Below are 22,228 nucleotides of genomic sequence, written 5' to 3'. Positions count from 1 at the left end.
TTGGTCCGAGAAACGCAGCCGTACATGAGTACGGCGAGTATCGCAGGGCCAAGATCTGGCCGCGCAGTAGCTTTACGCGGCTTCTTACGAGGAGAAGAAGTTCTTTACCTTGTCCATCCACGACTGCTCTTGCGGGCTGTGCCGCGAGCCGCCTTCATGCACGGACTTGTCGAACTGCTTGAGCAGATCCTTCTGGTGCTCCGTCAGCTTGACCGGCGTCTCGATGTTGATGTGTACATAAAGATCGCCCGCATAGCCCGAACGCACACCCTTGATGCCCTTGCCACGCAGGCGGAACGTCTTGCCGGCCTGCGTGCCTTCGGGCACCGTGAACGAAGCGCGACCGCCCAGCGTCGGCACTTCGATGTCGCCGCCAATGGCTGCCGTCGCAAACGAGATCGGCATCTGACAGTGCAGGTCATCGCCGTCGCGCTCGAACACCGGGTGCTGCTTGATGTGGATTTCCACATACAGGTCGCCCGGGGGGCCGCCGTTGATACCCGGCTCGCCGTTGCCCGACGAACGGATGCGCATGCCTTCGTCGATGCCGGCCGGAATCTTCACTTCCAGCGTCTTCTGGCTCTTCAGTTTGCCCTGGCCGTGGCACTTGGTACACGGCTTGGGGATGTACTTGCCGCTGCCGTGGCACTTCGGGCAAGTCTGCTGCATCGTGAAGAAGCCCTGCGACACACGCACCTGACCGGCGCCGTGACACGTTGGGCAGGTCTCCACGCTGGAGCCAGGCTCGGCGCCTTTGCCGTGGCAGTGGTCACACTCGTCCCAATGCGGCACGCGGATCTGCGTGTCGTAGCCATGCGCGGCCTGCTCCAGCGTGATCTCCATGCTGTAGCGCAGATCAGCGCCGCGATACATCTGCGGGCCACTACCGCGGCGTCCGCCCTGGCCCTGGGCCTGACCAAAGATATCGCCAAAGATGTCGCCAAAGGCCTCGGCAAAACCGCCGCCAAAACCTGCTCCGCCCGCGCCAAAGCCGCCGGCCATGTTCGGGTCGACGCCCGCGTGGCCGTACTGGTCGTAGGCAGCCTTCTTTTCGGCGTCGGAGAGCATCTCGTAGGCCTCTTTGGCCTCCTTGAACTTGTCTTCCGCTTCCTTGCTGTCCGGATTGCGGTCGGGGTGGTACTTCATCGCGAGCTTGCGATAAGCCTTCTTGATCTCGTCGTCGCTCGCGTTCTTACCCACCCCGAGCACTTCGTAGTAATCACGTTTTGCCATGGTGGCTTCAGTCGTCGCCTGTTTTTACTGCGTGTCGAATAGCAAAAAAGCCGAGCGTGACATCAGGTGCGTCCCGCACAACCCGATGATCACTGCCCGGCGTACCGCAACGTCCGCCTGGCGGACGAGTTGGCTTACTTCTTGTCGTTCACTTCCTTGAACTCGGCGTCGACGACGTTATCGTCGTGCGGCGCGCCTTGTCCGGCTTGCGCGCCTGGCTGGGCACCGGCAGCGGCTTGTTCCGCACCGCCGGCCTCGCCCTTGGCTTGCATGTCGGCATAGACCTTTTCGCCGAGCTTCTGCGAGGCGGTTGCCAGCGCTTCGGTCTTGGCGTCAATCGCGGCCTTGTCGGTCCCCTTCAGGGTCTCTTCAAGTTCCTTGATCGCGGCTTCGATCTTGTCCTTCTCGCCAGCTTCCAGCTTGTCGCCGTACTCGCCCAGTGCCTTCTTGGTGGAGTGCACCAGCGCTTCACCCTGGTTACGGGAGTCGACCAGTTCGCGCAGCTTCTTGTCTTCCTCGGCGTTAGCCTCGGCGTCCTTCACCATGCGCTCGATCTCGGCTTCCGACAGGCCGGAGCTTGCCTTGATCGTGATCTTGTTTTCCTTGCCGGTCGCCTTGTCCTTGGCGCCCACGTGCAAAATGCCGTTGGCGTCGATGTCGAACGACACTTCAATCTGCGGCGTGCCGCGCGGTGCCGGCGGAATGCCCTCAAGGTTGAATTCGCCCAGCATCTTGTTGCCGGAGGCCATCTCACGCTCGCCCTGGTACACCTTGATCGTCACGGCCGGCTGATTGTCGTCGGCGGTCGAGAACGTCTGCGAGAACTTGGTCGGGATGGTCGTGTTCTTACCGATCATCTTGGTCATCACGCCACCCAGCGTTTCGATGCCCAGCGACAGCGGCGTCACGTCCAGCAGCAGCACGTCAGTACGGTCACCGCCCAGCACCTGACCCTGGATGGCGGCGCCCACGGCAACAGCCTCGTCCGGGTTCACGTCCTTGCGGGCTTCCTTGCCGAAGAACTCCTTCACCTTTTCCTGCACCTTCGGCATACGCGTCATGCCGCCGACCAGGATCACGTCGTGGATGTCCGACACTTTCACGCCAGCATCCTTGATGGCGGTGCGGCACGGATCGATCGTACGGGCGATCAGGTCTTCGACCAGCGCTTCGAGCTTGGCGCGCGTGATCTTCAGGTTCAAGTGCTTCGGGCCCGAAGCATCGGCCGTGATGTACGGCAGGTTGATTTCGGTCTGTTGCGTGCTCGACAGTTCGATCTTGGCCTTTTCAGCGGCTTCCTTCAGGCGTTGCAGCGCAAGCACGTCCTTCGACAGGTCGACGCCCTGCTCCTTCTTGAACTCGCCGATGATGTAATCGATGATGCGCTGGTCGAAATCTTCGCCGCCCAGGAACGTATCGCCGTTGGTCGACAGCACTTCGAACTGCTTCTCGCCGTCCACGTCGGCAATCTCGATGATCGAGATGTCGAACGTACCGCCGCCCAGGTCATACACGGCGATCTTGCGGTCGCCCTTCTCGTTCTTGTCCAGGCCGAATGCCAGCGCAGCCGCGGTCGGCTCGTTGATGATGCGCTTGACGTCCAGACCGGCGATGCGGCCGGCGTCCTTGGTGGCTTGGCGCTGCGAATCGTTGAAGTAGGCCGGCACCGTGATCACGGCTTCGGTCACTTCCTCGCCCAGGTAATCCTCGGCGGTTTTCTTCATCTTGCGCAGGGTTTCAGCCGAAATTTGCGGCGGTGCCAGCTTCTGGCCGCGCACTTCCACCCAGGCGTCGCCGTTGTCGGCCTTGGTGATGGTGTACGGCATCAGGCCGATGTCCTTCTGGACTTCCTTTTCTTCAAACTTGCGGCCGATCAGGCGCTTGACGGCGTACAGCGTGTTCTTCGGGTTGGTCACCGCCTGGCGCTTGGCCGGGGCACCGACCAGGATCTCGCCGTCTTCCATGTAGGCGATGATCGACGGGGTGGTGCGAGCGCCTTCTGCGTTCTCGATCACCTTGGGGGTGTTGCCCTCCATGATGGAGACGCAGCTGTTGGTGGTACCAAGGTCGATACCGATGATTTTGCCCATGTTCTTGCTCCTCGAATCTGGTGTCAGGACTGCACTGAATACAAACTTGGATCGGATGTGGGAGTGCCGTCCGGCTTTTCAAGGCCGAATTTTGAAAAGTTGAGCATTTTGGCCGGTTTTTCTTGGGAAAGCACCCGAAAACGTGCGCTACCGGGCAAAAACGCGTGTTTTGAACGCCCAGAGCCGCAAACCAGGCACAAAAGGTGTGGGTGTTACCCTTGCGCGCATTGCCACTCGCCGGACGCCAACCCGGCTTTTGCGCCCATGCCTTTGCACCCTCTCCGAACCATTCTTGGCGCTGCCCTGCTTGCCGCATGCGCCGTGCCCTCCGCCGATGCCGCCGTTGCCCTGCTCCAGCCCTCCCGCCGCGTCAACGCCAACCAGCCCTTCACCCTGACCCTCGTCATTTCGGGCGATGCCGCTCAGCGCAGCTATGCCGTCCCGGCCAAGCTGCGCGTAACGGCCAGCGCTGATCTGCAGGGCCCGGTAGAAGTGATTCTTGATCGACACAATGCCGGCGCCGAAACCCTTCACCTGCGTCCGGGCCAGGTCCGCACCGTCACCTACACCGGCACGCTGCCCGAGGTGCTGCGCGGTACGGTTCGGATCGATGTGCCGGATCTGGATGCGGCGCCGGTTCTGGTGACACTCGTGCGCGGCGCAGACGCCCCGCAGATTGCCGCCGACGGCGCCCCCACAGGCGCCGCCCGCAACGCCGCCGCCGAAGCGACCCGCCCCGGGGGGGCGCTGGGCACCAATCCGAATGCGCCCGCTGCCAACGCAGCCGCTACAGAGCCCACTCCCCTGACAGTGGCCGGCAACGGCGAGGCATCCCGCCCGCCCGAAGAAACCGCGCGCCTGACTTTCCACGAACCCATGTTCGCCGCAGTGGGCGCACACGGGGGCCTGAACGCCAAGTTCCAGTTGAGCTTCAAATTCCGGATTTTTCAGCCAGAGAACCCGGCATCGGCAGCACTGCTGGATAACGTGTACTTCGGTTATACGCAGTTCTCTCTGTGGGATGTGGGCAAGGAATCGGCGCCGTTCCGCGATACGAACTACCGGCCCAGCGTGTTCTATTACCGTCCCGATACGGGCATCCATGGCGGCGCCCTCACGCGGCTATCGTTCGCGGGCGGCATCGAGCACGAATCGAACGGCCGCGACGGCGACGCCTCACGCGCCATCAACACCGTGTTCGTACGCCCGACGTTTCACTTTGGTGATCTGAACGATTACCACTGGAAGTTCGAGCCCAAGCTGTACGCGTACCTCACGCGCACCGGCAACACTGACATCGCGCACTACCGTGGTTTTGGGGATTTCCGCGTGTCCTACGGCGCCCCCAATGGCTGGGAATTGGCCGCCACGCTACGCAAAGGCACCCGCAAAGCCTATGGCAGCGTCGACGCGCAATTGACATATCCGATGAGCCGGATCTTCACCGGCACGGCCGGCTACCTATTCATTCAGTATTTCACCGGCTACGGCGAGAGCCTGCTCGACTACAACCACAAGCTGGGCTCGCAGTTGCGTGTCGGGTACAGCCTCTCGCGATAGGACGCGGCCGGCTTACAGGGTGTGCTGGCCGCTGGCCTCGGGCTGGAACGCAACGCGATCGATGCGCAAGGAACGCTCGGCACCATTGGGCGCCGAGTATTTGACCGACTTGCCCGCACGCGCACCCAGCAGCGCTGCGCCCATCGGCGAGAGCACCGACAGCTTGGCCGAGGTCACGTTGGCGTCTTCCGGGTAGACGAGCGTCCACTCTTGCTCTGCGCCGGCGTCATCAACCACGCAGACGACGGAGTTCATGGTCACCACATCGGCGGGAATCTTGTTGCCGGGCACCACGTTGGCACGGGTAATCAGGTCGTCGACCAGATCGGCCAGCGGCGAGTTGCTGCCCGCGCGGGTGGCGGCGTTTTCCAGGCGGGTGAGGTCCAGCTCGGTCAGGTAGATGGCGGCTGCTTTGGACATGACGATCTCCTACAGGTCAATGTTCAACACTAGGCAAAGCCGCTGCCGATGGCCTTCCGGGCCAATGCAACGCAGCGGCAAGAAAACCGGCGGGCACACAAGCCGGCCGGCGGTGATACGAAACTGAAACTTCTGGTGGGAGTGAAGAGAGCCCGGCGGCGACGTGCCGCAGGGGCACTAGAACAACCGCCGGGCGGCGGCAAGGGCCGCGGTCATCGCCTGGGGGGCGCGCGGCGAGGTGCGCGCCACACGCTTGCGGCGCACGGCACGGACGGACGAAACGATAAGGAAGGCCGCAACCATCGGCATCGACGTCATGATGGTCGCTGCCTCAGATAAGCGGCTTGCCCGCCAGCTTGTTGCGCGCATTGGCAACGGCGGCGGCAAACTGCGCGTGGCCATGCCAACCGGTCGCCCGGCCGAGCTTCTTGCCACGATGGAAGAACATGAACACCGGAACGCCATGCAGGCCAAAGCGCTGGCCCAATTCCGGGTGTGCGTAGACGTTGGCATGGAGCCAGTTCAGCTCATGCTCACGCACAGCGGCCGGTTGCGCGAGCATGGCTTTCTTGGCCATCTCGCAGTTGAAGCAATCCACGCCCCAGAAGAATAGGCACACGAGCGCATCGCCCGCCGCCGCAATGGCTGCGTCGAAGGTCTCGGTGTTCACCTCGCGCATGCCAAACGCCGCGAACGCGGTCTTATCGACCGGGATCGCGCCGTTGGCGTCTTGCGAAGTGGTGGTGCTCTGGAGGATCACGGGGCGTCAGCTTACTTGGGCGCCGCCACCGTCACGAGCGCGGGGCGCAGCACGCGGTCGGCCAACGTGTAGCCGCGCTGAAGCACCGCCACCACGGTATTGGCTTCCTGATCAGCGGGGACCATCGAGATCGCTTGATGGCGATGCGGATCGAACTTTTCACCCACGGGGTTCAGCTCGGTCACACGCCCCTTTTCGAACGCGGCGTAAAGCTGCTTGAGCGTAAGTTCAACGCCCTCACGCAGCTTGGTGGCGTCGCCCGACGTGTCGGCCAAAGCGGCCTGAAGGCTGTCCATCACCGGCAGCAGGTATTCCGCAAAACCTTCGATGGCGAACTTGTGGGCCTTCGCCACATCGTCCTGACCACGGCGGCGGATGTTCTCGCCTTCGGCCGTGGCGCGCGCCCAGTTTTCATAATTCTGGCGCGCCTTTTCTTCAGCGGCTTCCAGTTGACGGCGCAGTTCAGCGATGTCCATGTCGGCCACGGCTTCTGCCACGGCGGCTTCGTCACCGGCGACAGCCTGAGCGTCGGCGCTTGCGCGCTGAGCCTGGCTCGAATAAGCGTGGGCCGCCTGGCCCGTCGCCGACTGGTTCGGCTGGGTGGCTTGGGTGTCCGCTGGCATGTCCGAGTTCGAGGGGGTGTCCGGAGTGTGTTTCATAGCGCTGGATAAAAGGGAATCGACGCACGGCATGTGCCTGAAGACGATCCGCTGGATTTTTACAAACGATTTGTCCCCGTTATGGGGCATTTGGCGCGCTTTTCAAGGGCGCCGGATGCGCGACAACTGTGCGCCGTGCATCACGAAATATGGGGTTACAACTTTCATCAGAATGCAACGGCACAGCAATTGCGAGGCCCTTATGGGCCGCCTATGATGCAAGAAAAAACTGGGGGGCGCGAGCTTCTTTGAGGGTTCGTACCATGCACAACAAGCTGCCCGTTCTGACCGTGCTCCTGCTGTTGACCCTGACCGCAGCCACAACGTTCATTTGCCTGTCTGGGGCCGTCACACCGCGTTATACGGAGTACGGTAGCGGCAAGGCATTCTTCAAGCACTACATCATCAAGCCTGCGCAGATGCAGCAGATGCCGCGCGGCTTGAGCGTATCAAGTTAGCACACACTCGCGCGGAGTGCGTCATTCTCCGCCGAGTTTATCGATGCGCCGCCGGTCCCGCTTGGTCGGCCGGCCGGCGATTTGTGTGGCCGGTTCCCGATACAGTCGACGTTTGTCCGCACTCTCTTCGCGTTTTAAGCGGCTGATGTCCGTCTCGGCGTAAAGCGTTTGTGCGACCGACGCAGGGCCGCGCACTTCGGCCAGTGCCAGTACTTCCACTTCCCACTGTTGTTCATGCGCGTGCACTCGCACGCGGTCGCCAATCTTGACATCCTTGGCGGGGCGAACCGGCTGATCGTTGATCTGCACGCGACCGCGCTCCACCGCATCAGTCGCCTGCGACCGCGTCTTGAAGAAACGCGCCGCCCACAGCCATTTGTCGATGCGCACGCGGTCAGCCGCGTCGGTGCTCACTTTCATGCGGCAGCGCCCTTGCTCTGCGCGCGCGTGCGACTCGCTTCCAGCACATGCGGATGCGTCAGCGTGAGGGGCCAGCCCTGCAGATGCGCCAGCGCAATGTCGGCAATGCCGGCGATCCATGCCTCGCTGTCGTTCAGGCACGGGATGTAATGGAATTCCTTGCCGCCGGCGACGCGGAAGGTCGACTGCCCTTCCATGGCGATCTCTTCCAGCGTTTCCAGGCAATCGGCCGGAAAACCCGGGCAGAACACGTCGACGCGATTGGTGCCGACGCGGCCAAGCTCTTCCAGCGTGGGCGCGGTGTACGGCTGCAGCCATTCGGCGCGGCCAAAGCGTGACTGGAACGTGACCAGGTACTGACCCGGCTGCAGACTGAGCGCTTCGCCCAACAAGCGGCCGGTCTTCAGGCATTCGCAGTGGTAGGGGTCACCCAACTCCAGCGTTCGTCGCGGCACGCCATGGAACGACAGCACCAGTTTGTCGCCATGCGCAAAATCAGGTGCGCCGTGCTGTGCCCAATACGCCCCCACCTGCTGGTGCAGCGCATTGATGTAGGCAGGGTCATCGTGGAAATGCTTGACCAGCCGCAACTCCGGCTGATTGCGCATTTCGCCCAGCACGCGGAAAACTTCGTCGAAGGCCGTGGCGGTGGTGGTGCCGGAATACTGCGGATACATCGGCAACACGAGGATGCGCTCGACGCCCTGCTTGCGCAGCGCCTGCATGACGGACGGAATCGAAGGATTGCCATAGCGCATCGCACAGGCAACCACCACATCGTGGCCCTGCGCGTTCAGCAGTTGCTGCAGCGCATGCGCCTGGCGCTCGCTGTAGACAAGCAGCGGCGAGCCGGTCATGTTGGCCTCACGCAGCCAGATGCTTTCGTACTTGTGCGCCGACGCCCGCGAACGCAGCGGCACGATCAGCACGTTGAGGATGAACCACCATGCGGCGCGCGGAATTTCCACAACGCGGGGGTCGGACAGGAACTGACGCAGGTAGCGGCCGACCTCGCGCGGCGACGTGCCGTCAGGCGTACCGAGGTTGACGAGCAGGATCGCCGTGCGATCGGGCTGGCCGTGCTGGAACAGGGGTTCGGGCAGGAAGGGCATGGGCGCGGGTTCGCGATAGACCGGCCGATTATACGAGCCGCGTCGTCGCGTGTTCCTTACGCCACCAAGGCGCCGTCCTTGACCACGCCCACACACGGGTTCAGCCCCATCGCGTACGCCAGATCGGCGGGCCGATCGATGCGCCAGAGCGCGAAATCGGCGGCGCAGCCTGGAGCCAGCACGCCACACGTACCTGACAGGCCCAGCGCTGCGGCAGCATGACGCGTGGCGCCGGTCAGCGCTTCCAGCGGCGTCAGGCGGAACAGCGTGCAGGCCATGTTCATCGCCAGCAGCAGCGACGACAGCGGCGATGTGCCAGGGTTGCAGTCGGTCGACACGGCCATAGGCACACCGGCGGCGCGCAGCGCGGCCATCGGCGGCAGGCGCGTCTCGCGCAGGCAGTAGAACGCGCCGGGCAGCAGCACGGCCACCGTGCCGGCTTGCGCCATGGCGGCAACACCTGCATCGGTCAGACATTCGAGGTGATCCGCAGAAAGGCCACCATAGCGTGCGACCAATGCCGCGCCACCCTGATCGGAGAGCTGCTCGGCGTGCAACTTTACCGGCAGGCCCAGGCGCTGCGCGGCATCGAACATACGCGCCGTTTGTGCAGGCGTGAAGCCAATGGTTTCGCAGAAGGCGTCGACGGCATCGACGAGACCTTCTGCAGCGAGCGCGGGCAGCACGTCGGTGCAGAGTTGATCGATGTAGTCATCCGCGCGGCCGGCGAATTCAGGCGGCACGGCATGCGCACCGAGGAACGTTGTCCGCACGCGCACCGGCAACGCCTGGCCGAAGCGGCGCGCAACCCGCAGCATGCTGCGCTCGGTTTCCAGGTTCAAGCCGTAGCCGGACTTAATTTCGACGGTGGTGACACCTTCGGCGCGCAGAGCATTCAAGCGAGGCCGACTGGCTTCGGCCAACGCGTCTTCGCTGGCCGCACGCGTGGCGCGCACGGTGGAGAGAATGCCCCCGCCCGCCCGCGCGATCTCTTCGTATGGCACGCCGTTCAGGCGCGCTTCGAATTCATTGCTGCGATTGCCGGCGTAGACGAGGTGCGTGTGGCAATCGATCAGGCCGGGCGTGAGCCACGCGCCGCCGCCATCGTGCTCGCTTGTCGCGCGGGCACTGGCAGGCAGATCGACGCGGTAGCCAAGCCACGCAATGCGCCCGTCCTTGACAGCGATGGCGCCGTCGCGAATCTCGCCGTAGCCGTCGGCATCGGCGGCGAGCGTGGCGAGGTGGACGTTGGTCCAGAGCGCATCCCAGGGCGGGTTGGCCGGATCAGTCATGTGCGCCCCCCCTGCAGGCCAATGCCGTCTGCCACGCGCGCCACGAGACGGGCAGCAACACGTGCCGTGTGGTGATCGATGTCGAGCGACGGGTTCAGCTCCGCCACATCCGCCAGCCTTAGCTTGCCCGAGCTGACCACGCGATCGACGATGGGCTCGATCACGTCCATCCCCACGCCGCGTGCGGATGGCGCGCTCACCCCAGGGGCAACAGCGGCCGGCAGCACGTCCAGGCACATCGTCAAATAAACGTGATCGACCTGGCTCAGGAACACCTCGACCACCTTCAGCACGTGGGCGAGTTGCATGACGTCCATCTCGTCGTCGTGCATCCAGCGCACGCCGAGCTGGCGCGCACGCGCGAACAGCGCTTCGGTGTTGGCGTAGGTGCTCACGCCCAGGCAGGCGTAGTGGAACGGCCAGCCGCGCCGCGCGCAATCTTCGGCGATCTGGCGGAAAGGTGTGCCCGAGCTGCCGCGCTCGCCGGCGCGCAGATCGAAATGCGCGTCGAGGTTGAGAATGCCGATACGCGGGGGCTGATCGGATTTCGCCGCCAGATGCCGCGCCAAGCCGCCAAACGAGGCCCACGCGATCTCGTGCCCGCCGCCTAGGGCGATCGGAAACGCACCGCGGTCGAGCAAGTCCTGCAGCACACCGGACAACGCGCTCTGCGCGTCTTCCAGCGCATCGCCCTGGCAAGTCACATCGCCCGCGTCGACGACCACACGGCCGGCACGCGCAGGCAAGTTCGCGAGCATCTTGCGGATGGCGGCGGGGCCCGCCTGTGCACCGGTTCGCCCGTGATTGCGTGCGACGCCCGCATCGCAGGCAAAGCCCGCCAGGGCGACGGTGTTGGCCAGCGGCGTCGATGCATCGATACGGCGCACCGTCTGGTGCCAACGCAAGCCCAGCGGGCCTTCCTCCGCATCGACGCGGCCTTGCCAGACGTTCGGTTCGGCTTGGGCAAGCATGGTCAGACGAGTGCGAGTTCGCCGACGTGCGCGCGGCACGAATCGCCGAGGGCACCGTCGAGGACGAGGCGCCGGGCGGCTTCGATGTCGGGGGCGAACAGGCGATCTTCACCGTAGTAGGCCACGCGCGCGCGGATGCAGCCATGTGCCTTCTGCAGCGTGTCGGACGTCGCCAGCGGCTTGTGGAAGTCAATGCCTTGCGCTGCCGCCAGCGCTTCGATACCGACGATGGTGGCAGTGTTCTCTGCCATGTCCTGCAGACGGCGGCCGGCAAAGGTCGCCATGCTGACGTGGTCTTCCTGGTTGGCGGAAGTCGGCAGGCTGTCGACGCTGGCCGGGTGGGCGAACGTCTTGTTTTCCGAAGCCAGCGCGGCCGCAGTGACGTGCGCAATCATGAAACCCGAGTTCAGACCCGGCTGCTCGACCAGGAACGGCGGCAGGCCCGACAGCGTGGAGTCGATCAGCAACGCGATGCGGCGTTCCGACAGCGCACCGATCTCGGCAATCGCCAGCGCAAGCATGTCGGCAGCAAACGCTACCGGTTCGGCGTGGAAGTTGCCGCCCGAAATCACTTCACCGGCGTCGGCATAGACCAGCGGATTGTCGGTGACTGCGTTGGCTTCGGTGAGCAGCGTGGCGCCGGCTTGGCGGATCAGATCGAAACATGCACCCATGACTTGCGGCTGGCAGCGCAGGCTGTACGGGTCTTGCACGCGCTTGTCGCCCACGAGGTGCGACTGGCGGATGGCGCTACCGGCCAGCAGGTTGCGGTACACCGCGGCGGTCGCACTCTGGCCTGGCTGGCCACGCACGCTGTGCACGCGCGGGTCGAACGGTGCATCGCTGCCCTTGGCGGCATCCACCGACAACGCACCCGACACGGTGGCAGCTTGCAGCAGACGCTCGGCCAGGAACAGGCCGTTGAGCGCCAGCGCAGTCGACACCTGCGTGCCGTTGATGAGCGCCAGGCCTTCCTTGGCAGCCAGCGCAATCGGCTCGATCCCGGCCGCAGCCAGTGCCGCACGTGCCGGCGTGCGCACGCCATTCACGCGCACGTCGCCCTCGCCCAGCAGCGCCAGCGTCATGTGCGCCAGCGGTGCCAGATCGCCAGACGCGCCCACCGAACCCTTGGACGGAATGCACGGCACGATGCCGGCGTTCAGGAGCGCCAGCAGCGTGTCGATCACGACACGGCGCACGCCCGAATAGCCGCGCGCCAGGCTCGCTGCCTTCATCAGCAACACGAGGCGCGCCACGCTGTCGCTCAGGTCTGCGCCGGTGCCGACCGCGTGCGACAGGATCAGGTTGCGTTGCAGGCGCTCCAGCTCATGTGTGGCGATCTGCGTCTTGGCCAGCAGGCCGAATCCGGTGTTGATGCCGTAGGCCGGCGCACCCTTGGCGACGATGGCCTGCACAGTGGCCGCCGAGGCTTCAATGGCGGCCGCGCAATCGCCCGACAGCGCAACAGGCGTCGGGGCGAGCCAGACGCGGCGCAGGTCGGCAAAGGACATTGCGCCCGGCTGCAACGTGATGATGGGGGGCGTGGTCATGGTGTTCATAGCAATACAAGAAGATGTCTTTAACTTAGCCGATCATCGGCAGGTTCAAACCATTGCGCTTGGCGCAGGCGATGGCGGTTTCGTAACCGGCATCGGCATGGCGCATGACGCCCGAGCCCGAATCGTTGACGAGCACACGGCCCAGACGCTTGGCCGCCGCGTCGGTGCCGTCGGCGACGATCACCACGCCCGAGTGCTGCGAATAGCCCATGCCGACACCGCCGCCGTGATGCAGCGACACCCAGGTCGCGCCCCCGGCCGTATTGAGCAGCGCGTTGAGCAGTGGCCAGTCCGACACGGCATCGGTGCCGTCGCGCATGGCTTCGGTCTCGCGGTTGGGGCTCGCTACGGAGCCCGTGTCCAGGTGATCGCGGCCGATCACGATCGGCGCCTTCAGTTCGCCATTCTTGACCATCTCGTTGAAAGCCAGACCGGCCAGGTGCCGCTCGCCCAGGCCCAGCCAGCAGATGCGCGCGGGCAGGCCCTGGAAGGCGATGCGGTCCCGCGCCATATCGAGCCAACGGTGCACATGCGCGTTGTGCGGGAAGAGTTCCTTGATCTTCGCGTCCGTCTTGTAGATGTCTTCCGGATCACCCGACAGTGCCACCCAGCGGAACGGGCCCTTGCCCTCGCAGAACAGCGGGCGAATATAGGCCGGCACGAAACCCGGGAAGTCGAAGGCGTTCTTCACGCCCTGGTCGAACGCGACCTGGCGGATGTTGTTGCCGTAATCGACGGTCGGGATGCCCATCGCCTGGAAATCCAGCATGGCCTGCACGTGCACAGCGCACGACTTCGCGGCCTCGTCAGTCAGGCGGGCGTGCTGCGACGGATCGCGTTGCGCAGCACGCCATTGCTCGACCGTCCAACCAATCGGCAGATAGCCGTTGACCAGATCATGCGCCGAGGTCTGGTCGGTCACCAGATCCGGCTTCAGGCCACCGGAGCGGGCACGCTTGACCAGCTCCGGCAGGATTTCCGCCGCATTGCCGAGCAGGCCGATGGACACGGCCTCGCCGCGCTCGCAATGGTGGCGAATCAGGTTGAATGCGTCGTCGATGTCCTTGGCTTGCTTGTCGAGGTAGCGCGTACGCAGGCGGAAATCGATGCTCGATTGCTGGCACTCGATGTTCAGCGACACGGCGCCGGCCAGCGTGGCGGCCAGCGGCTGGGCGCCGCCCATGCCACCCAGGCCTGCGGTCAGGATCCACTTGCCGGCCAGCTTGCCGTCGTAATGTTGGCGGCCGGCTTCGGCAAACGTCTCGTACGTGCCTTGCACGATGCCCTGGCTGCCGATGTAGATCCAGCTGCCGGCAGTCATCTGACCGTACATGAACAGGCCCTTGCGATCCAGCTCGTTGAAGTGTTCCCAGTTCGCCCACTTGGGCACCAAGTTGGAGTTGGCGATCAGGACGCGCGGCGCATCCGGGTGGGTCTTGAACACGCCCACCGGCTTGCCCGATTGCACGAGCAGCGATTCGTCGTCGTTCAGCTCGCGCAGCGTTTCCAGGATCTTGTCAAAGCAGGCCCAGTCGCGCGCGGCGCGGCCGATGCCGCCATACACGACGAGGTGCTTGGGGTTCTCGGCCACATCCGGGTCGAGGTTGTTCTGCAGCATCCGGTAAGCCGCTTCGGTCAGCCAGCTCTTGCAGTGCAGCTCGGTGCCGCGCGGGGCGCGGATTTCACGCGAAGCGTCGTAGCGCGGATCGTTGTTCAGGTGGGCAGCGTTGGTCGGGGCGTTCATGTGAGGTCTCCTGCGAACTCCTTTGTCATGGAGCGTATCTTATGTTGTATATACAACTTAGGCAAGAAAACTTTACAAGCCAAGAGCAAACCCTGATGATGACCGCCATCCGCACATCACTTCCGCGGCCCTAACCGCACCGCAAGCCACGCCCATGTCACACGACCCGTCCGCCAGCACCCCCGCCTTCCAGCGCATCAAGGAAGACATCCTCACGCGCATCCGCAGCGGCGAGTGGCAAGAGGGCGAGATGATTCCGGGAGAGACCACGCTCGCGCAGACCTTTGGCGTCTCGCGCATGACGGTCAACCGCGCGCTGCGCGAGCTGACCGCCGAGCAGATCCTCACGCGCGTGCAGGGGTTGGGAACGTTCGTCGCACAGCAGAAGTACCAGGCGACGCTGGTGGCGATCCGCAACATCGCGGAGGAAATTGCAGCGCGCGGTCATCAACATCGCGCCGAACTGCACAAGTTGGAGCGCGCCCGCGCCAACGAAGCGATGGCGGCTTCGTTTGGCGTGCCGGCCGGCCGCGTGCTCTTTCATTCACTGATCGTGCACTTCGAAAACGACCTGCCGATCCAGGTGGAAGACCGTTGGGTGAACGCGGCGTTGGCGCCCGAATACATGGAGCAGGATTTCACGCAGACCACGCCGAACGCCTACCTGATGCGTGCCGCCCCGTTGCAGGGTGTGGATTACGGCATCGAGGCCCGACTGCCTCCGCGCGAGATTGCGGAGATGCTGCACATGGACGTGCGTGAACCCTGCCTGATGCTGCGGCGCAAGACGCTGTCGCAAGGCCAGGTCGCCTCGGTGGCGACGATGTGGCATCCGGGCGGGCGTTATCAGTTCACGGGCAGTTTCTGAGCGCCTCGTTGCGCTACATCATGACCTTGTCCCTGGGTGCGGACGAGAATGCTCGAAAGGGAAAGGATGCGCGGCGGGTTGCTCCGATACGCCCTGCCCGCTACTCCCACACTCCACACCCGGCCCAGGAGAGCACTGTCATGAGCGGCATGCCCGAATTCAAAAGCGTGGTCAAAGATGTGTCTGCGCACATGCGCAACTTGCGCGAATCGCAGCCAGAGCTGATGGCTGCGTTCAGCCAACTGGCGGCGGCCGGCACAAAAGACGGTGCACTGAGCAAGAAGACGCGAGAACTGGTGGCGCTGGGAATCGCCATCGCCAGCCGCTGCGACGACTGCATCGGCTTCCATGTCCAGGCGCTGGTCAAACTCGGCACAACCCGCGCTGAACTGGAAGAGGTACTGGGAACAGCCGTCTATATGGGAGGCGGCCCTTCGATGATGTACGCCACGCATGCGCTGGCGGCGTTTGAGCAATTCTCGGCCTGAGACATTGGCGGGCCGCTTCGCCCGCCGCAGGCCGCGCTGCCTCAATACTGGCTGAGCGTGCTGGACAGCAGCTTGGCCGTGATATCCACAATTGGGATCACGCGCTCATATGCCATGCGCATCGGCCCAATCACGCCAAGTGTGCCGACGATCTTGCCGTCCACCTCGTACGGCGCGGTGATGACCGCCATGTCTTCGTGCGGCACAAGGCTGCTTTCGCCGCCGATGAAGATCTGCACGCCCTCGGCGCGGCTCGATACATCGAGCAACTGCAGCAAGCCGGTCTTCTGCTCGAACACGGCAAAGAGCCGGCGCAGCTTGTCCATGGACGAAGACAGGTCCTCTACATCCAGCAGCTTGCGCTCGCCCGAGATGACGACCGGTTCTTCCTCCGACGCCGCGCTGCTGCCCGCCTCCACGGCCGCCTGCATCAGTGCGGTCATATCGGCCTGCAGCGCAGACAGCTCGCCGCGCAGGCTTTCGCGCACCGCATCGAACGTCTGGCCGCCATAGTGCGCGTTGATGTAGTTGGCCGCTTCCACCAATTGCGACGGGGTGTAAGGCGTATCGGTATGGATGATGCGGTTCTGGACGTCGCCTTCGGGCGTGACGACGATCAGCAGGATGCGAGACTCCGACAACCTCAGGAATTCGATCTGCCGGAACGTATGTGTGCGACGCGGCGTCATCACGATGCCGGCAAACTGCGAGAGGTTGGACAAGGTCTGCGCCGCCGCCGCAATCACCCGCTGCGACGATTCCGACCCATGCGACGCCAGTTGCGTGCGCACCTGCTCTGCAATCGCACCCACCATCTGCTGCGCCATGCGGTCCTGCGTGCTCAGCACATCCAGCGGGCTGGCCGTCAGCATCGTGTCGACAAAGAGGCGGTAGCCGCGCGGCGTCGGCACGCGTCCGGCCGAGGTGTGAGGGCTGGCGATGAAGCCCATCTCCTCGAGGTCGGACATCACATTGCGGATAGTGGCCGGCGAAAGATCGAGCCCTGAATACTTCGACAAGGTGCGCGAGCCCACGGGCTGGCCCTCGGCGATATACCGTTCGATCAGGGTCTTGAGGAGGATGGTGGCGCGCTTGTCCATAATTCTTCAATTTTACGCAAAATCGGCGCCAATCTACGGGTGATGTCGGCGTTTCTCCACTAAACACGCGCTGACGTGGCGACGGTCATATCGATATGGTGTAATGCGCGCATGTCGATTCCCCCGTCTGCCGTGGCCCCGCAAGCTCCCGCCTCGTCTTCGCCTGTTTCGCCTTTCAAGACCGTTGCGCTGGTCGGCCGGTATTCGGCCGCCAACATTGCCGGCCCCCTCATGGAACTGGCGTCGTGCATTGCCGCGCGCGGGCATGACATCGTGTTCGAGCGCGAAACGGCGCTCAACATCGGCGTCCAGGATTACCCTGCCCTGCCGCCCGAAGAGATGGCGCGCCACGCCGATGTGGCCGTCGTGCTCGGCGGCGACGGCACGCTGCTCGGCATCGGGCGCCACCTGGCCGGTGCCAGCGTTCCCGTGATCGGCGTCAACCACGGGCGGCTCGGCTTCATGACCGACATCCCGTTCGACGACGTGCACACCGTGCTGCCCGACATGCTGTCGGGCCGCTACGAGGCCGAAACCCGCACGCTGCTGCAGGCCCAGGTCGTGCGAGACGACGAAGTCATCTTCTCTGCCCTCGCCTTCAACGACGTCGTGGTCAACCGCTCGGGCACTTCGGGCATGGTGGAATTGGCCGTGTCGGTCGACGGCTTCTTCATGTACAACCAGCGTTCGGACGGCTTGATCGTTTCCACCCCCACGGGCTCGACGGCGTATGCGCTGTCCGCAGGCGGGCCGATCCTGCACCCGGCGCTCTCGGGTCTGGTGCTGGTGCCCATCGCACCGCACTCGCTGTCGAACCGCCCGATCGTCATTCCGCAAGACGCGGAGGTGGTCATTCAGGTCACCAGCGGGCGCGATGCCAGCGTCAACTTCGACATGCAGTCGCTCACGTCCTTGCTACCCGGTGACCGCATCGTGGTGCGCCGCTCGGAACGCACGGTGCGGCTGCTGCACCCGATCGGGTACAACTACTACGCCACGCTACGCAAGAAGCTGCACTGGCACGAGTACCCGACCGAAGACAACCGGCTCTAAGAACCTGCCCATGATCCTACTGCGCAGCCCGATCTTGAACCTGCGATGCTCGCCGTACGCATGTACAGCTGCGCTTCTCGCTTCAACATCGAGCCGCTCGCTACGAATCATGGGCAGGTTCTAAAACTCCACGCTGACCCTTTCCATGCTGCGCAGCCTCACCATCCGCGATTTCGTCATCGTTCACGCGCTGGATCTCGATCTGGCCGACGGCTTTACCGTATTCACGGGCGAGACCGGCGCGGGCAAATCCATCCTGATCGATGCACTCGCGCTCACGCTGGGCGAGCGCGCCGATGCGGCCGTCGTGCGCGAAGGTGCGCCGCGCGCTGACATCACCGCCGAGTTCGACGTGCACCCGCAGGTGGCCGCATGGCTCGAGGCGCATGAACTGCACGACGACGAGGGCGTGATTCTGCTACGCCGCACGGTCGATGCAGCAGGCCGCAGCAAGGCCTTCATCAACGGCGCGGCCGTCACACTGGCGCAACTGCGCGAAGTGGGCGAGCAACTGGTCGACATCCACGGCCAGCACGCGCATCAGTTGCTGCTCAAGGCGGATGCGCAGCGCAGCCTGCTCGACGCTCACGCGGGCCTGGAAGGTGCCGTGCGCGTGGTCGGCGAACGCTACCGGGAATGGCACGCCGTGGTGCGCGCACGCGAAGCTGCCGAGCAGCACTCGCGCGAAGTCCAGCTCGAGCGCGAGCGCATCGAATGGCAGGTCAACGAATTGCAGAAGCTTGGCCCCCAGCCGGGCGAGTGGGAAGAGGTGCAGGCCGAGCACCACCGCCTGTCGCATGCGGCCAGCCTGATCGAAGGCACGCGCACGGCGCTGGACGGTTTGTCCGAGTCGGAAGGTGCGGTGCTCACGCAACTGGGCGCGACGCTCCATACGCTGCGTGAACTGGCCGAGATCGACCCGGCGCTGGCCGAGGTGCTGGCCGCGCTGGAGCCGGCCGAGGTGCAGATCCAGGAAGCCGTGCACACGCTTGCCCGCTATGCCGATCGCGCGGAGCTGGACCCGGACCGCCTGGCCGAAGTCGACGCGCGCATGCAAGCGTTGCACACCATGGCGCGCAAATACCGCGTCGCCCCCGAAACGCTGCCAGCTGAACTGGCGGAACGCCAGGCGCAACTCGCCGCGCTTCAAGCTGCATCCGATCTTGAGGCGCTGCAGGCCCAGGAAGCGCAAACCCACGCCGCATATATGGTGGTCGCGCAATCGCTGTCGCGCGACCGCGCAAAGGCCGCGCGCGAGCTGGCCGACGCGGTGACCGGCGCCATGCAAGGTCTTTCAATGGCCGGCGGGCGCTTCGACATCGCGCTGCATGCGTTGGAGCACAGCGGCGCGGCGGGGCTGGAGCAGATCGAATTCCTCGTCGCCGGGCATGCGGGCGTTTCGCCGCGGCCTTTGGCGAAAGTCGCCTCAGGCGGCGAGCTGGCGCGGATCAGCCTGGCCATCTCGGTGATTGCCAGTGAGGCGAGCCCCACGCCCACGCTCATCTTCGACGAAGTGGACTCCGGCATTGGCGGTGCAGTGGCAGAAGTCGTGGGCCGGCGCCTGCGCGAACTCGGCATGCGCCGCCAGGTGCTGTGCGTCACGCACCTGCCGCAAGTGGCCGCGCTCGCCAATCACCATATTCAGGTCGCCAAGCAGACGGTGGCAGGCAGCACGCGGTCCGACCTCGTGGTGCTGGACACCACGGGCCGGGTGGATGAGATTGCCCGCATGTTGGGCGGCGCGTCGCTCACCGACACCACGCGCCGTCATGCAGACGAGATGCTTACCGCGGGCCGTGCGCCATCGGCACCGGAATCTTCAGCGCGGAAATCCCGCCGCGCGGCACAGTGATCATCTATACCGGAACCATTGCCGCCAGAGTTGGCACAACGGTTCCGGCTGCACACGCGACAAACATCCTCTACCGAATCCAAGGAGAACCTCATGGCCCGCATGGCCCGCACGATCCAACCGGCTGCCCGCCCTCGATCACTGCTGTCGACCGTCAAGCCCGCGCTGGCGGTGGCTCTAGGCCTGTGCCTGCTGGCCGCGTGCAAGTCCGTGCCGGCCATTGACCCGGGCAAGCCGCCTGCCATGGACCCGGCCTCGGTCAACACCCAGCCTCCGGCTTCCGTGTCGGCTGCACACAGTCTGGGCGACGTCATCATCGGCCTGAGCACGCCGACCACCTCGTCCGCCACCGTGCAAGGCGTGCTGGATGCTGCGGGCGCACGCGCAACGCCACGGCTTGCGTTTGCGGTGGTACGTCCGATGTCGGGTGGATTCTGGGTGGTGCGCGCCAGCTCGGGCGATGCATCGGCCACGCTGGATGGCGCGGTGGCAGCGTTGCGCAGCACGCCCGGCATCGCCTCGGCCGACCCGGATCGCATCATGAAGATCCAACGCTGAACTGCCCAGCACCACTCCACACTGTGAATGATCGGGCGCTGCGGGGCGGCCCGCTTCCATCTCATTTCCCCTGGCAGGCCTGCATTCTGCTGGGGCCGGCGCACAGACCGGCCTTTTCCCCCTCGCAAACGTGATCGGCCACCGCCACCACACCAAGCGGGCGAGTCGCATGCTACCTTTGGTTTTGTGTAACGGTCTGTCAACGATCACATCCTGACGACGTTTCTCATTACAACGAGACACCACGGAGCACGCGCTGATGACCCCCTCCCTCTTCCGGTTGAAGTCTTGGCTGTGCGCTGGCGCCGGCCTTGTCTGCCTTGCCTCGGCGATGGGCAGCCAAGTCGCCGCAGCTGCCACACCGCAGCCGCAATACACCGGTGACCTGATCATCAAATGGCGCGACGACACGAGCGGCACGCGCAAGGCGCTCTCTGCCAGCGAGGCTAGCAACCGCTTGTTGTCGGTAGCGCAAGCGGCGGGGAGCACGCTGCAGATCAAGCGTACGCTGGCTACCAATGCGCAGCTCATGCACACGGGCCTGACCGATGCCGCCAGCATCCAGGCGACCGTCGACAAGATCGCGAAGGACGCCCGCGTGGCCTATGTGGTGCCAGATCGCATCCTGCGGCCCAACACCATTCCGAACGATCCGCTGTTTGCCACGCAGAACAACCTGGCCGCACCGGCGCTGGTGCCCGGCGGCATTAACGCGGCCGCGGCGTGGAGCATCACGCAGGGCTCGACGGGCATCGTGGTGGCGGTGGTCGATACCGGCTACACCGATCATCCCGATCTCTCAGCCAAGATCCTGCCGGGCTACAACTTCATTTCGGACCCGGCGCGGGCCGGTAACACCTTCGGTCGCGGCACGGACGCGCATGACCTGGGCGATGGCGTAACCAGCACGCAATGGCAGAACATTTCGGGCTGCACCAGCAACGACGTCGCCAACAGCAGCTGGCACGGCACGGAGGTCAGCAGCGTGCTCGCCGCCCAGACAAACAACACGCTGGATATCGCAGGGGTCGGCTGGAACACGCCGATCGTGCCGGTGCGCGTGTCGGGCAAATGCGGCGCGTTGCTGTCTGACACGGTCGACGGCATGTTGTGGGCAGGCGGCATCAACGTGTCAGGCGTGCCGACCAACGCCAACCCGGCCCGCGTGGTGAACGTGAGCCTGGGCAGCACAACGCAGTGCTCTGCGGCAGAACAGGACGCCGTCAACCAGTTGGCCGCACGTGGCGCCATCGTAGTGGCCGCCGCGGGCAACGAAGCCGCACAGACCGTTGACGCGCCGGCCAATTGCACGGGCGCCATCGCCGTCACCGCGCACGTCGACAGCGGCGAGAACGCCAGCTACGCAAACGTGGGGCCCCAGGTGGCGTTGTCCGCGCCGGGGGGCGGCTGCGGCAACTCGAAGGTCGTCACAACGACAAATCCGGCAACTTGCGCGGAACCCGTTTCCGTTATCCAGGCCGACTCCAACGACGGTGCACAGACTGTCGGCAACCCCACGGTCAAGTCAGTGGCTGGTACGAGCTTCTCCACGCCTGAAACAGCGGCCACCATCGCGCTGATGCTGAGCGTGCAACCGCAGTTGTCCAATGCGCAGGTATTGGCGGGCCTGAAGCAGACCGCGCGGCCGCACCCGAGCGGCACATTCTGCGCCGTGAACACCGGCATCTGCGGTGCAGGCCTGCTGGATACCGCAGGTGCCGTCAGTTATGCCCAGAACACGGCGCCGGCCGGCGCGGGCAGCGGCACGGGGTCGGGCGGATCAACCGGGGGGACTACCAGCAGCGGTGGTGGCGGAGGCGGCGGGGCCGTGCCGCTGGTTGGGGCGGCGTTGCTGCTGGCGGCTGGCATGTACTGCGGTCGCCGTCGCCTGAAGACGCATTGACCGCACGCACTCCTAAAAGGCCCTTGCGCTTTTCCCGTGCAACGCTGGGCGGGACGCGGCTTTTGGCTGGTGACGCCAATTGACCGTACCGTACGCGTGACTTGAGCTGATATAAAAATTACTAAACA

General features: G+C 64.6%; 20 protein-coding genes. 8 read left to right on the top strand and 12 right to left on the bottom strand.

The window, feature by feature from the left end; translation table 11 throughout:
- Positions 1–84 precede the first annotated feature (84 nt).
- Together dnaJ and dnaK are read right to left on the bottom strand one after the other, a co-directional pair.
- Positions 85–1,233: a molecular chaperone DnaJ gene (dnaJ, locus tag BM136_RS14625; protein WP_092972527.1), complete on the bottom strand. Its 1,149-nt coding sequence runs from the start codon at positions 1,231–1,233 to the stop codon at positions 85–87.
- A 134-nt stretch (positions 1,234–1,367) separates the two neighbouring features.
- Positions 1,368–3,323, bottom strand: a complete 1,956-nt coding sequence (dnaK, locus tag BM136_RS14620; protein WP_092972525.1) for a molecular chaperone DnaK — start codon at positions 3,321–3,323, stop codon at positions 1,368–1,370.
- 264 nt (positions 3,324–3,587) lie between these two features.
- Here dnaK and BM136_RS14615 point away from each other — a divergent pair, with 264 nt between their 5' ends.
- On the top strand, positions 3,588–4,883 hold the full coding sequence (locus tag BM136_RS14615; protein ID WP_092972523.1) for a phospholipase A: 1,296 nt from the start codon (positions 3,588–3,590) through the stop codon (positions 4,881–4,883).
- Between the two features lie 12 nt (positions 4,884–4,895).
- Here BM136_RS14615 and rnk read toward each other — a convergent pair whose 3' ends face one another.
- From rnk to grpE, 3 genes are all read right to left on the bottom strand, one after another.
- Positions 4,896–5,303 carry a nucleoside diphosphate kinase regulator gene (gene rnk / locus BM136_RS14610; RefSeq protein ID WP_092972521.1) on the bottom strand — a complete coding sequence of 136 codons (408 nt, stop codon included), beginning with the start codon at positions 5,301–5,303 and terminating at the stop codon, positions 4,896–4,898.
- 331 nt (positions 5,304–5,634) lie between these two features.
- On the bottom strand, positions 5,635–6,060 hold the full coding sequence (locus tag BM136_RS14600) for a thioredoxin family protein (protein ID WP_092973002.1): 426 nt from the start codon (positions 6,058–6,060) through the stop codon (positions 5,635–5,637).
- A 14-nt stretch (positions 6,061–6,074) separates the two neighbouring features.
- Entirely contained in the window at positions 6,075–6,722 is a 648-nt protein-coding gene (grpE, locus tag BM136_RS14595; RefSeq protein WP_092972517.1) for a nucleotide exchange factor GrpE, read from the bottom strand.
- A 263-nt stretch (positions 6,723–6,985) separates the two neighbouring features.
- Between grpE and BM136_RS14585 the strand changes: the two genes are divergently transcribed.
- The gene (locus BM136_RS14585) at positions 6,986–7,180 is read left to right on the top strand and encodes a hypothetical protein (RefSeq protein WP_092972516.1); all 195 of its coding nucleotides are present in this window, start codon (positions 6,986–6,988) and stop codon (positions 7,178–7,180) included.
- A gap of 21 nt (positions 7,181–7,201) precedes the next feature.
- Here BM136_RS14585 and BM136_RS14580 read toward each other — a convergent pair whose 3' ends face one another.
- From BM136_RS14580 to hutU, 6 genes are read right to left on the bottom strand one after another with little or no spacing between them, the layout of a single operon-like run.
- Positions 7,202–7,600, bottom strand: a complete 399-nt coding sequence (locus tag BM136_RS14580) for an RNA-binding S4 domain-containing protein (RefSeq protein ID WP_092972514.1) — start codon at positions 7,598–7,600, stop codon at positions 7,202–7,204.
- Complete coding sequence (gene hemH / locus BM136_RS14575; RefSeq protein ID WP_092972512.1) at positions 7,597–8,712, bottom strand: ferrochelatase; 1,116 nt, start codon at positions 8,710–8,712, stop codon at positions 7,597–7,599. The genes BM136_RS14580 and hemH overlap by 4 nt, the downstream gene beginning before the upstream one ends.
- A gap of 56 nt (positions 8,713–8,768) precedes the next feature.
- On the bottom strand, positions 8,769–10,004 hold the full coding sequence (gene hutI / locus BM136_RS14570; RefSeq protein ID WP_092972510.1) for an imidazolonepropionase: 1,236 nt from the start codon (positions 10,002–10,004) through the stop codon (positions 8,769–8,771).
- Complete coding sequence (hutG, locus tag BM136_RS14565) at positions 10,001–10,975, bottom strand: formimidoylglutamase (RefSeq protein ID WP_092972508.1); 975 nt, start codon at positions 10,973–10,975, stop codon at positions 10,001–10,003. The genes hutI and hutG overlap by 4 nt, the downstream gene beginning before the upstream one ends.
- Before the next feature lie 2 nt (positions 10,976–10,977).
- Positions 10,978–12,534 (bottom strand): histidine ammonia-lyase, encoded by a 1,557-nt coding sequence (gene hutH, locus BM136_RS14560; protein WP_092972506.1) that lies wholly within the window; start codon positions 12,532–12,534, stop codon positions 10,978–10,980.
- Positions 12,535–12,559: 25 nt separating this feature from the next.
- Positions 12,560–14,278 (bottom strand): urocanate hydratase, encoded by a 1,719-nt coding sequence (gene hutU / locus BM136_RS14555; RefSeq protein WP_092972504.1) that lies wholly within the window; start codon positions 14,276–14,278, stop codon positions 12,560–12,562.
- A 154-nt stretch (positions 14,279–14,432) separates the two neighbouring features.
- On the opposite strand from hutU, the gene hutC reads away from it, so the two are divergent.
- On the top strand, positions 14,433–15,146 hold the full coding sequence (hutC, locus tag BM136_RS14550) for a histidine utilization repressor (RefSeq protein ID WP_012762808.1): 714 nt from the start codon (positions 14,433–14,435) through the stop codon (positions 15,144–15,146).
- 140 nt (positions 15,147–15,286) lie between these two features.
- On the top strand, positions 15,287–15,634 hold the full coding sequence (locus BM136_RS14545) for a carboxymuconolactone decarboxylase family protein (RefSeq protein ID WP_092972502.1): 348 nt from the start codon (positions 15,287–15,289) through the stop codon (positions 15,632–15,634).
- Positions 15,635–15,675: 41 nt separating this feature from the next.
- On the opposite strand, the gene hrcA is transcribed toward BM136_RS14545, so the two are convergent.
- Positions 15,676–16,734: a heat-inducible transcriptional repressor HrcA gene (gene hrcA, locus BM136_RS14540; RefSeq protein ID WP_092972501.1), complete on the bottom strand. Its 1,059-nt coding sequence runs from the start codon at positions 16,732–16,734 to the stop codon at positions 15,676–15,678.
- Positions 16,735–16,845: 111 nt separating this feature from the next.
- Between hrcA and BM136_RS14535 the strand changes: the two genes are divergently transcribed.
- The 4 genes from BM136_RS14535 to mprA all read left to right on the top strand — a co-directional run bounded on the left by BM136_RS14535 (position 16,846) and on the right by mprA (position 22,100).
- Positions 16,846–17,787, top strand: a complete 942-nt coding sequence (locus BM136_RS14535) for an NAD kinase (RefSeq protein WP_092972500.1) — start codon at positions 16,846–16,848, stop codon at positions 17,785–17,787.
- Positions 17,788–17,932: 145 nt separating this feature from the next.
- The gene (gene recN, locus BM136_RS14530) at positions 17,933–19,639 is read left to right on the top strand and encodes a DNA repair protein RecN (RefSeq protein ID WP_092972499.1); all 1,707 of its coding nucleotides are present in this window, start codon (positions 17,933–17,935) and stop codon (positions 19,637–19,639) included.
- Positions 19,640–19,741: 102 nt separating this feature from the next.
- On the top strand, positions 19,742–20,197 hold the full coding sequence (locus BM136_RS14525; RefSeq protein ID WP_175537149.1) for a hypothetical protein: 456 nt from the start codon (positions 19,742–19,744) through the stop codon (positions 20,195–20,197).
- A gap of 259 nt (positions 20,198–20,456) precedes the next feature.
- Positions 20,457–22,100 carry an MprA protease, GlyGly-CTERM protein-sorting domain-containing form gene (gene mprA, locus BM136_RS14520; protein ID WP_092972497.1) on the top strand — a complete coding sequence of 548 codons (1,644 nt, stop codon included), beginning with the start codon at positions 20,457–20,459 and terminating at the stop codon, positions 22,098–22,100.
- Positions 22,101–22,228: the final 128 nt, after the last annotated feature.

It is taken from the genome of Ralstonia sp. NFACC01 (assembly GCF_900115545.1).
In the GTDB taxonomy this organism is placed as follows: domain Bacteria; phylum Pseudomonadota; class Gammaproteobacteria; order Burkholderiales; family Burkholderiaceae; genus Ralstonia; species Ralstonia mojiangensis.
This window is presented reverse-complemented; position numbering and strand designations above follow the sequence as displayed.

Coding starts and splice junctions, on each gene's coding strand:
- hutU (WP_092972504.1), bottom strand. CDS start 14,278: ATGAACGCCCCGACCAACGCTGCCCACCTGAACAACGATCCGCGCTAC.
- BM136_RS14525 (WP_175537149.1), top strand. CDS start 19,742: ATGGCCCGCACGATCCAACCGGCTGCCCGCCCTCGATCACTGCTGTCG.
- hutH (WP_092972506.1), bottom strand. CDS start 12,534: ATGAACACCATGACCACGCCCCCCATCATCACGTTGCAGCCGGGCGCA.
- rnk (WP_092972521.1), bottom strand. CDS start 5,303: ATGTCCAAAGCAGCCGCCATCTACCTGACCGAGCTGGACCTCACCCGC.
- BM136_RS14580 (WP_092972514.1), bottom strand. CDS start 7,600: ATGAAAGTGAGCACCGACGCGGCTGACCGCGTGCGCATCGACAAATGG.
- BM136_RS14545 (WP_092972502.1), top strand. CDS start 15,287: ATGAGCGGCATGCCCGAATTCAAAAGCGTGGTCAAAGATGTGTCTGCG.
- BM136_RS14535 (WP_092972500.1), top strand. CDS start 16,846: ATGTCGATTCCCCCGTCTGCCGTGGCCCCGCAAGCTCCCGCCTCGTCT.
- hemH (WP_092972512.1), bottom strand. CDS start 8,712: ATGCCCTTCCTGCCCGAACCCCTGTTCCAGCACGGCCAGCCCGATCGC.
- recN (WP_092972499.1), top strand. CDS start 17,933: ATGCTGCGCAGCCTCACCATCCGCGATTTCGTCATCGTTCACGCGCTG.
- mprA (WP_092972497.1), top strand. CDS start 20,457: ATGACCCCCTCCCTCTTCCGGTTGAAGTCTTGGCTGTGCGCTGGCGCC.
- grpE (WP_092972517.1), bottom strand. CDS start 6,722: ATGAAACACACTCCGGACACCCCCTCGAACTCGGACATGCCAGCGGAC.
- hutC (WP_012762808.1), top strand. CDS start 14,433: ATGTCACACGACCCGTCCGCCAGCACCCCCGCCTTCCAGCGCATCAAG.
- dnaJ (WP_092972527.1), bottom strand. CDS start 1,233: ATGGCAAAACGTGATTACTACGAAGTGCTCGGGGTGGGTAAGAACGCG.
- BM136_RS14615 (WP_092972523.1), top strand. CDS start 3,588: ATGCCTTTGCACCCTCTCCGAACCATTCTTGGCGCTGCCCTGCTTGCC.
- dnaK (WP_092972525.1), bottom strand. CDS start 3,323: ATGGGCAAAATCATCGGTATCGACCTTGGTACCACCAACAGCTGCGTC.
- hutI (WP_092972510.1), bottom strand. CDS start 10,004: ATGACTGATCCGGCCAACCCGCCCTGGGATGCGCTCTGGACCAACGTC.
- BM136_RS14585 (WP_092972516.1), top strand. CDS start 6,986: ATGCACAACAAGCTGCCCGTTCTGACCGTGCTCCTGCTGTTGACCCTG.
- hutG (WP_092972508.1), bottom strand. CDS start 10,975: ATGCTTGCCCAAGCCGAACCGAACGTCTGGCAAGGCCGCGTCGATGCG.
- hrcA (WP_092972501.1), bottom strand. CDS start 16,734: ATGGACAAGCGCGCCACCATCCTCCTCAAGACCCTGATCGAACGGTAT.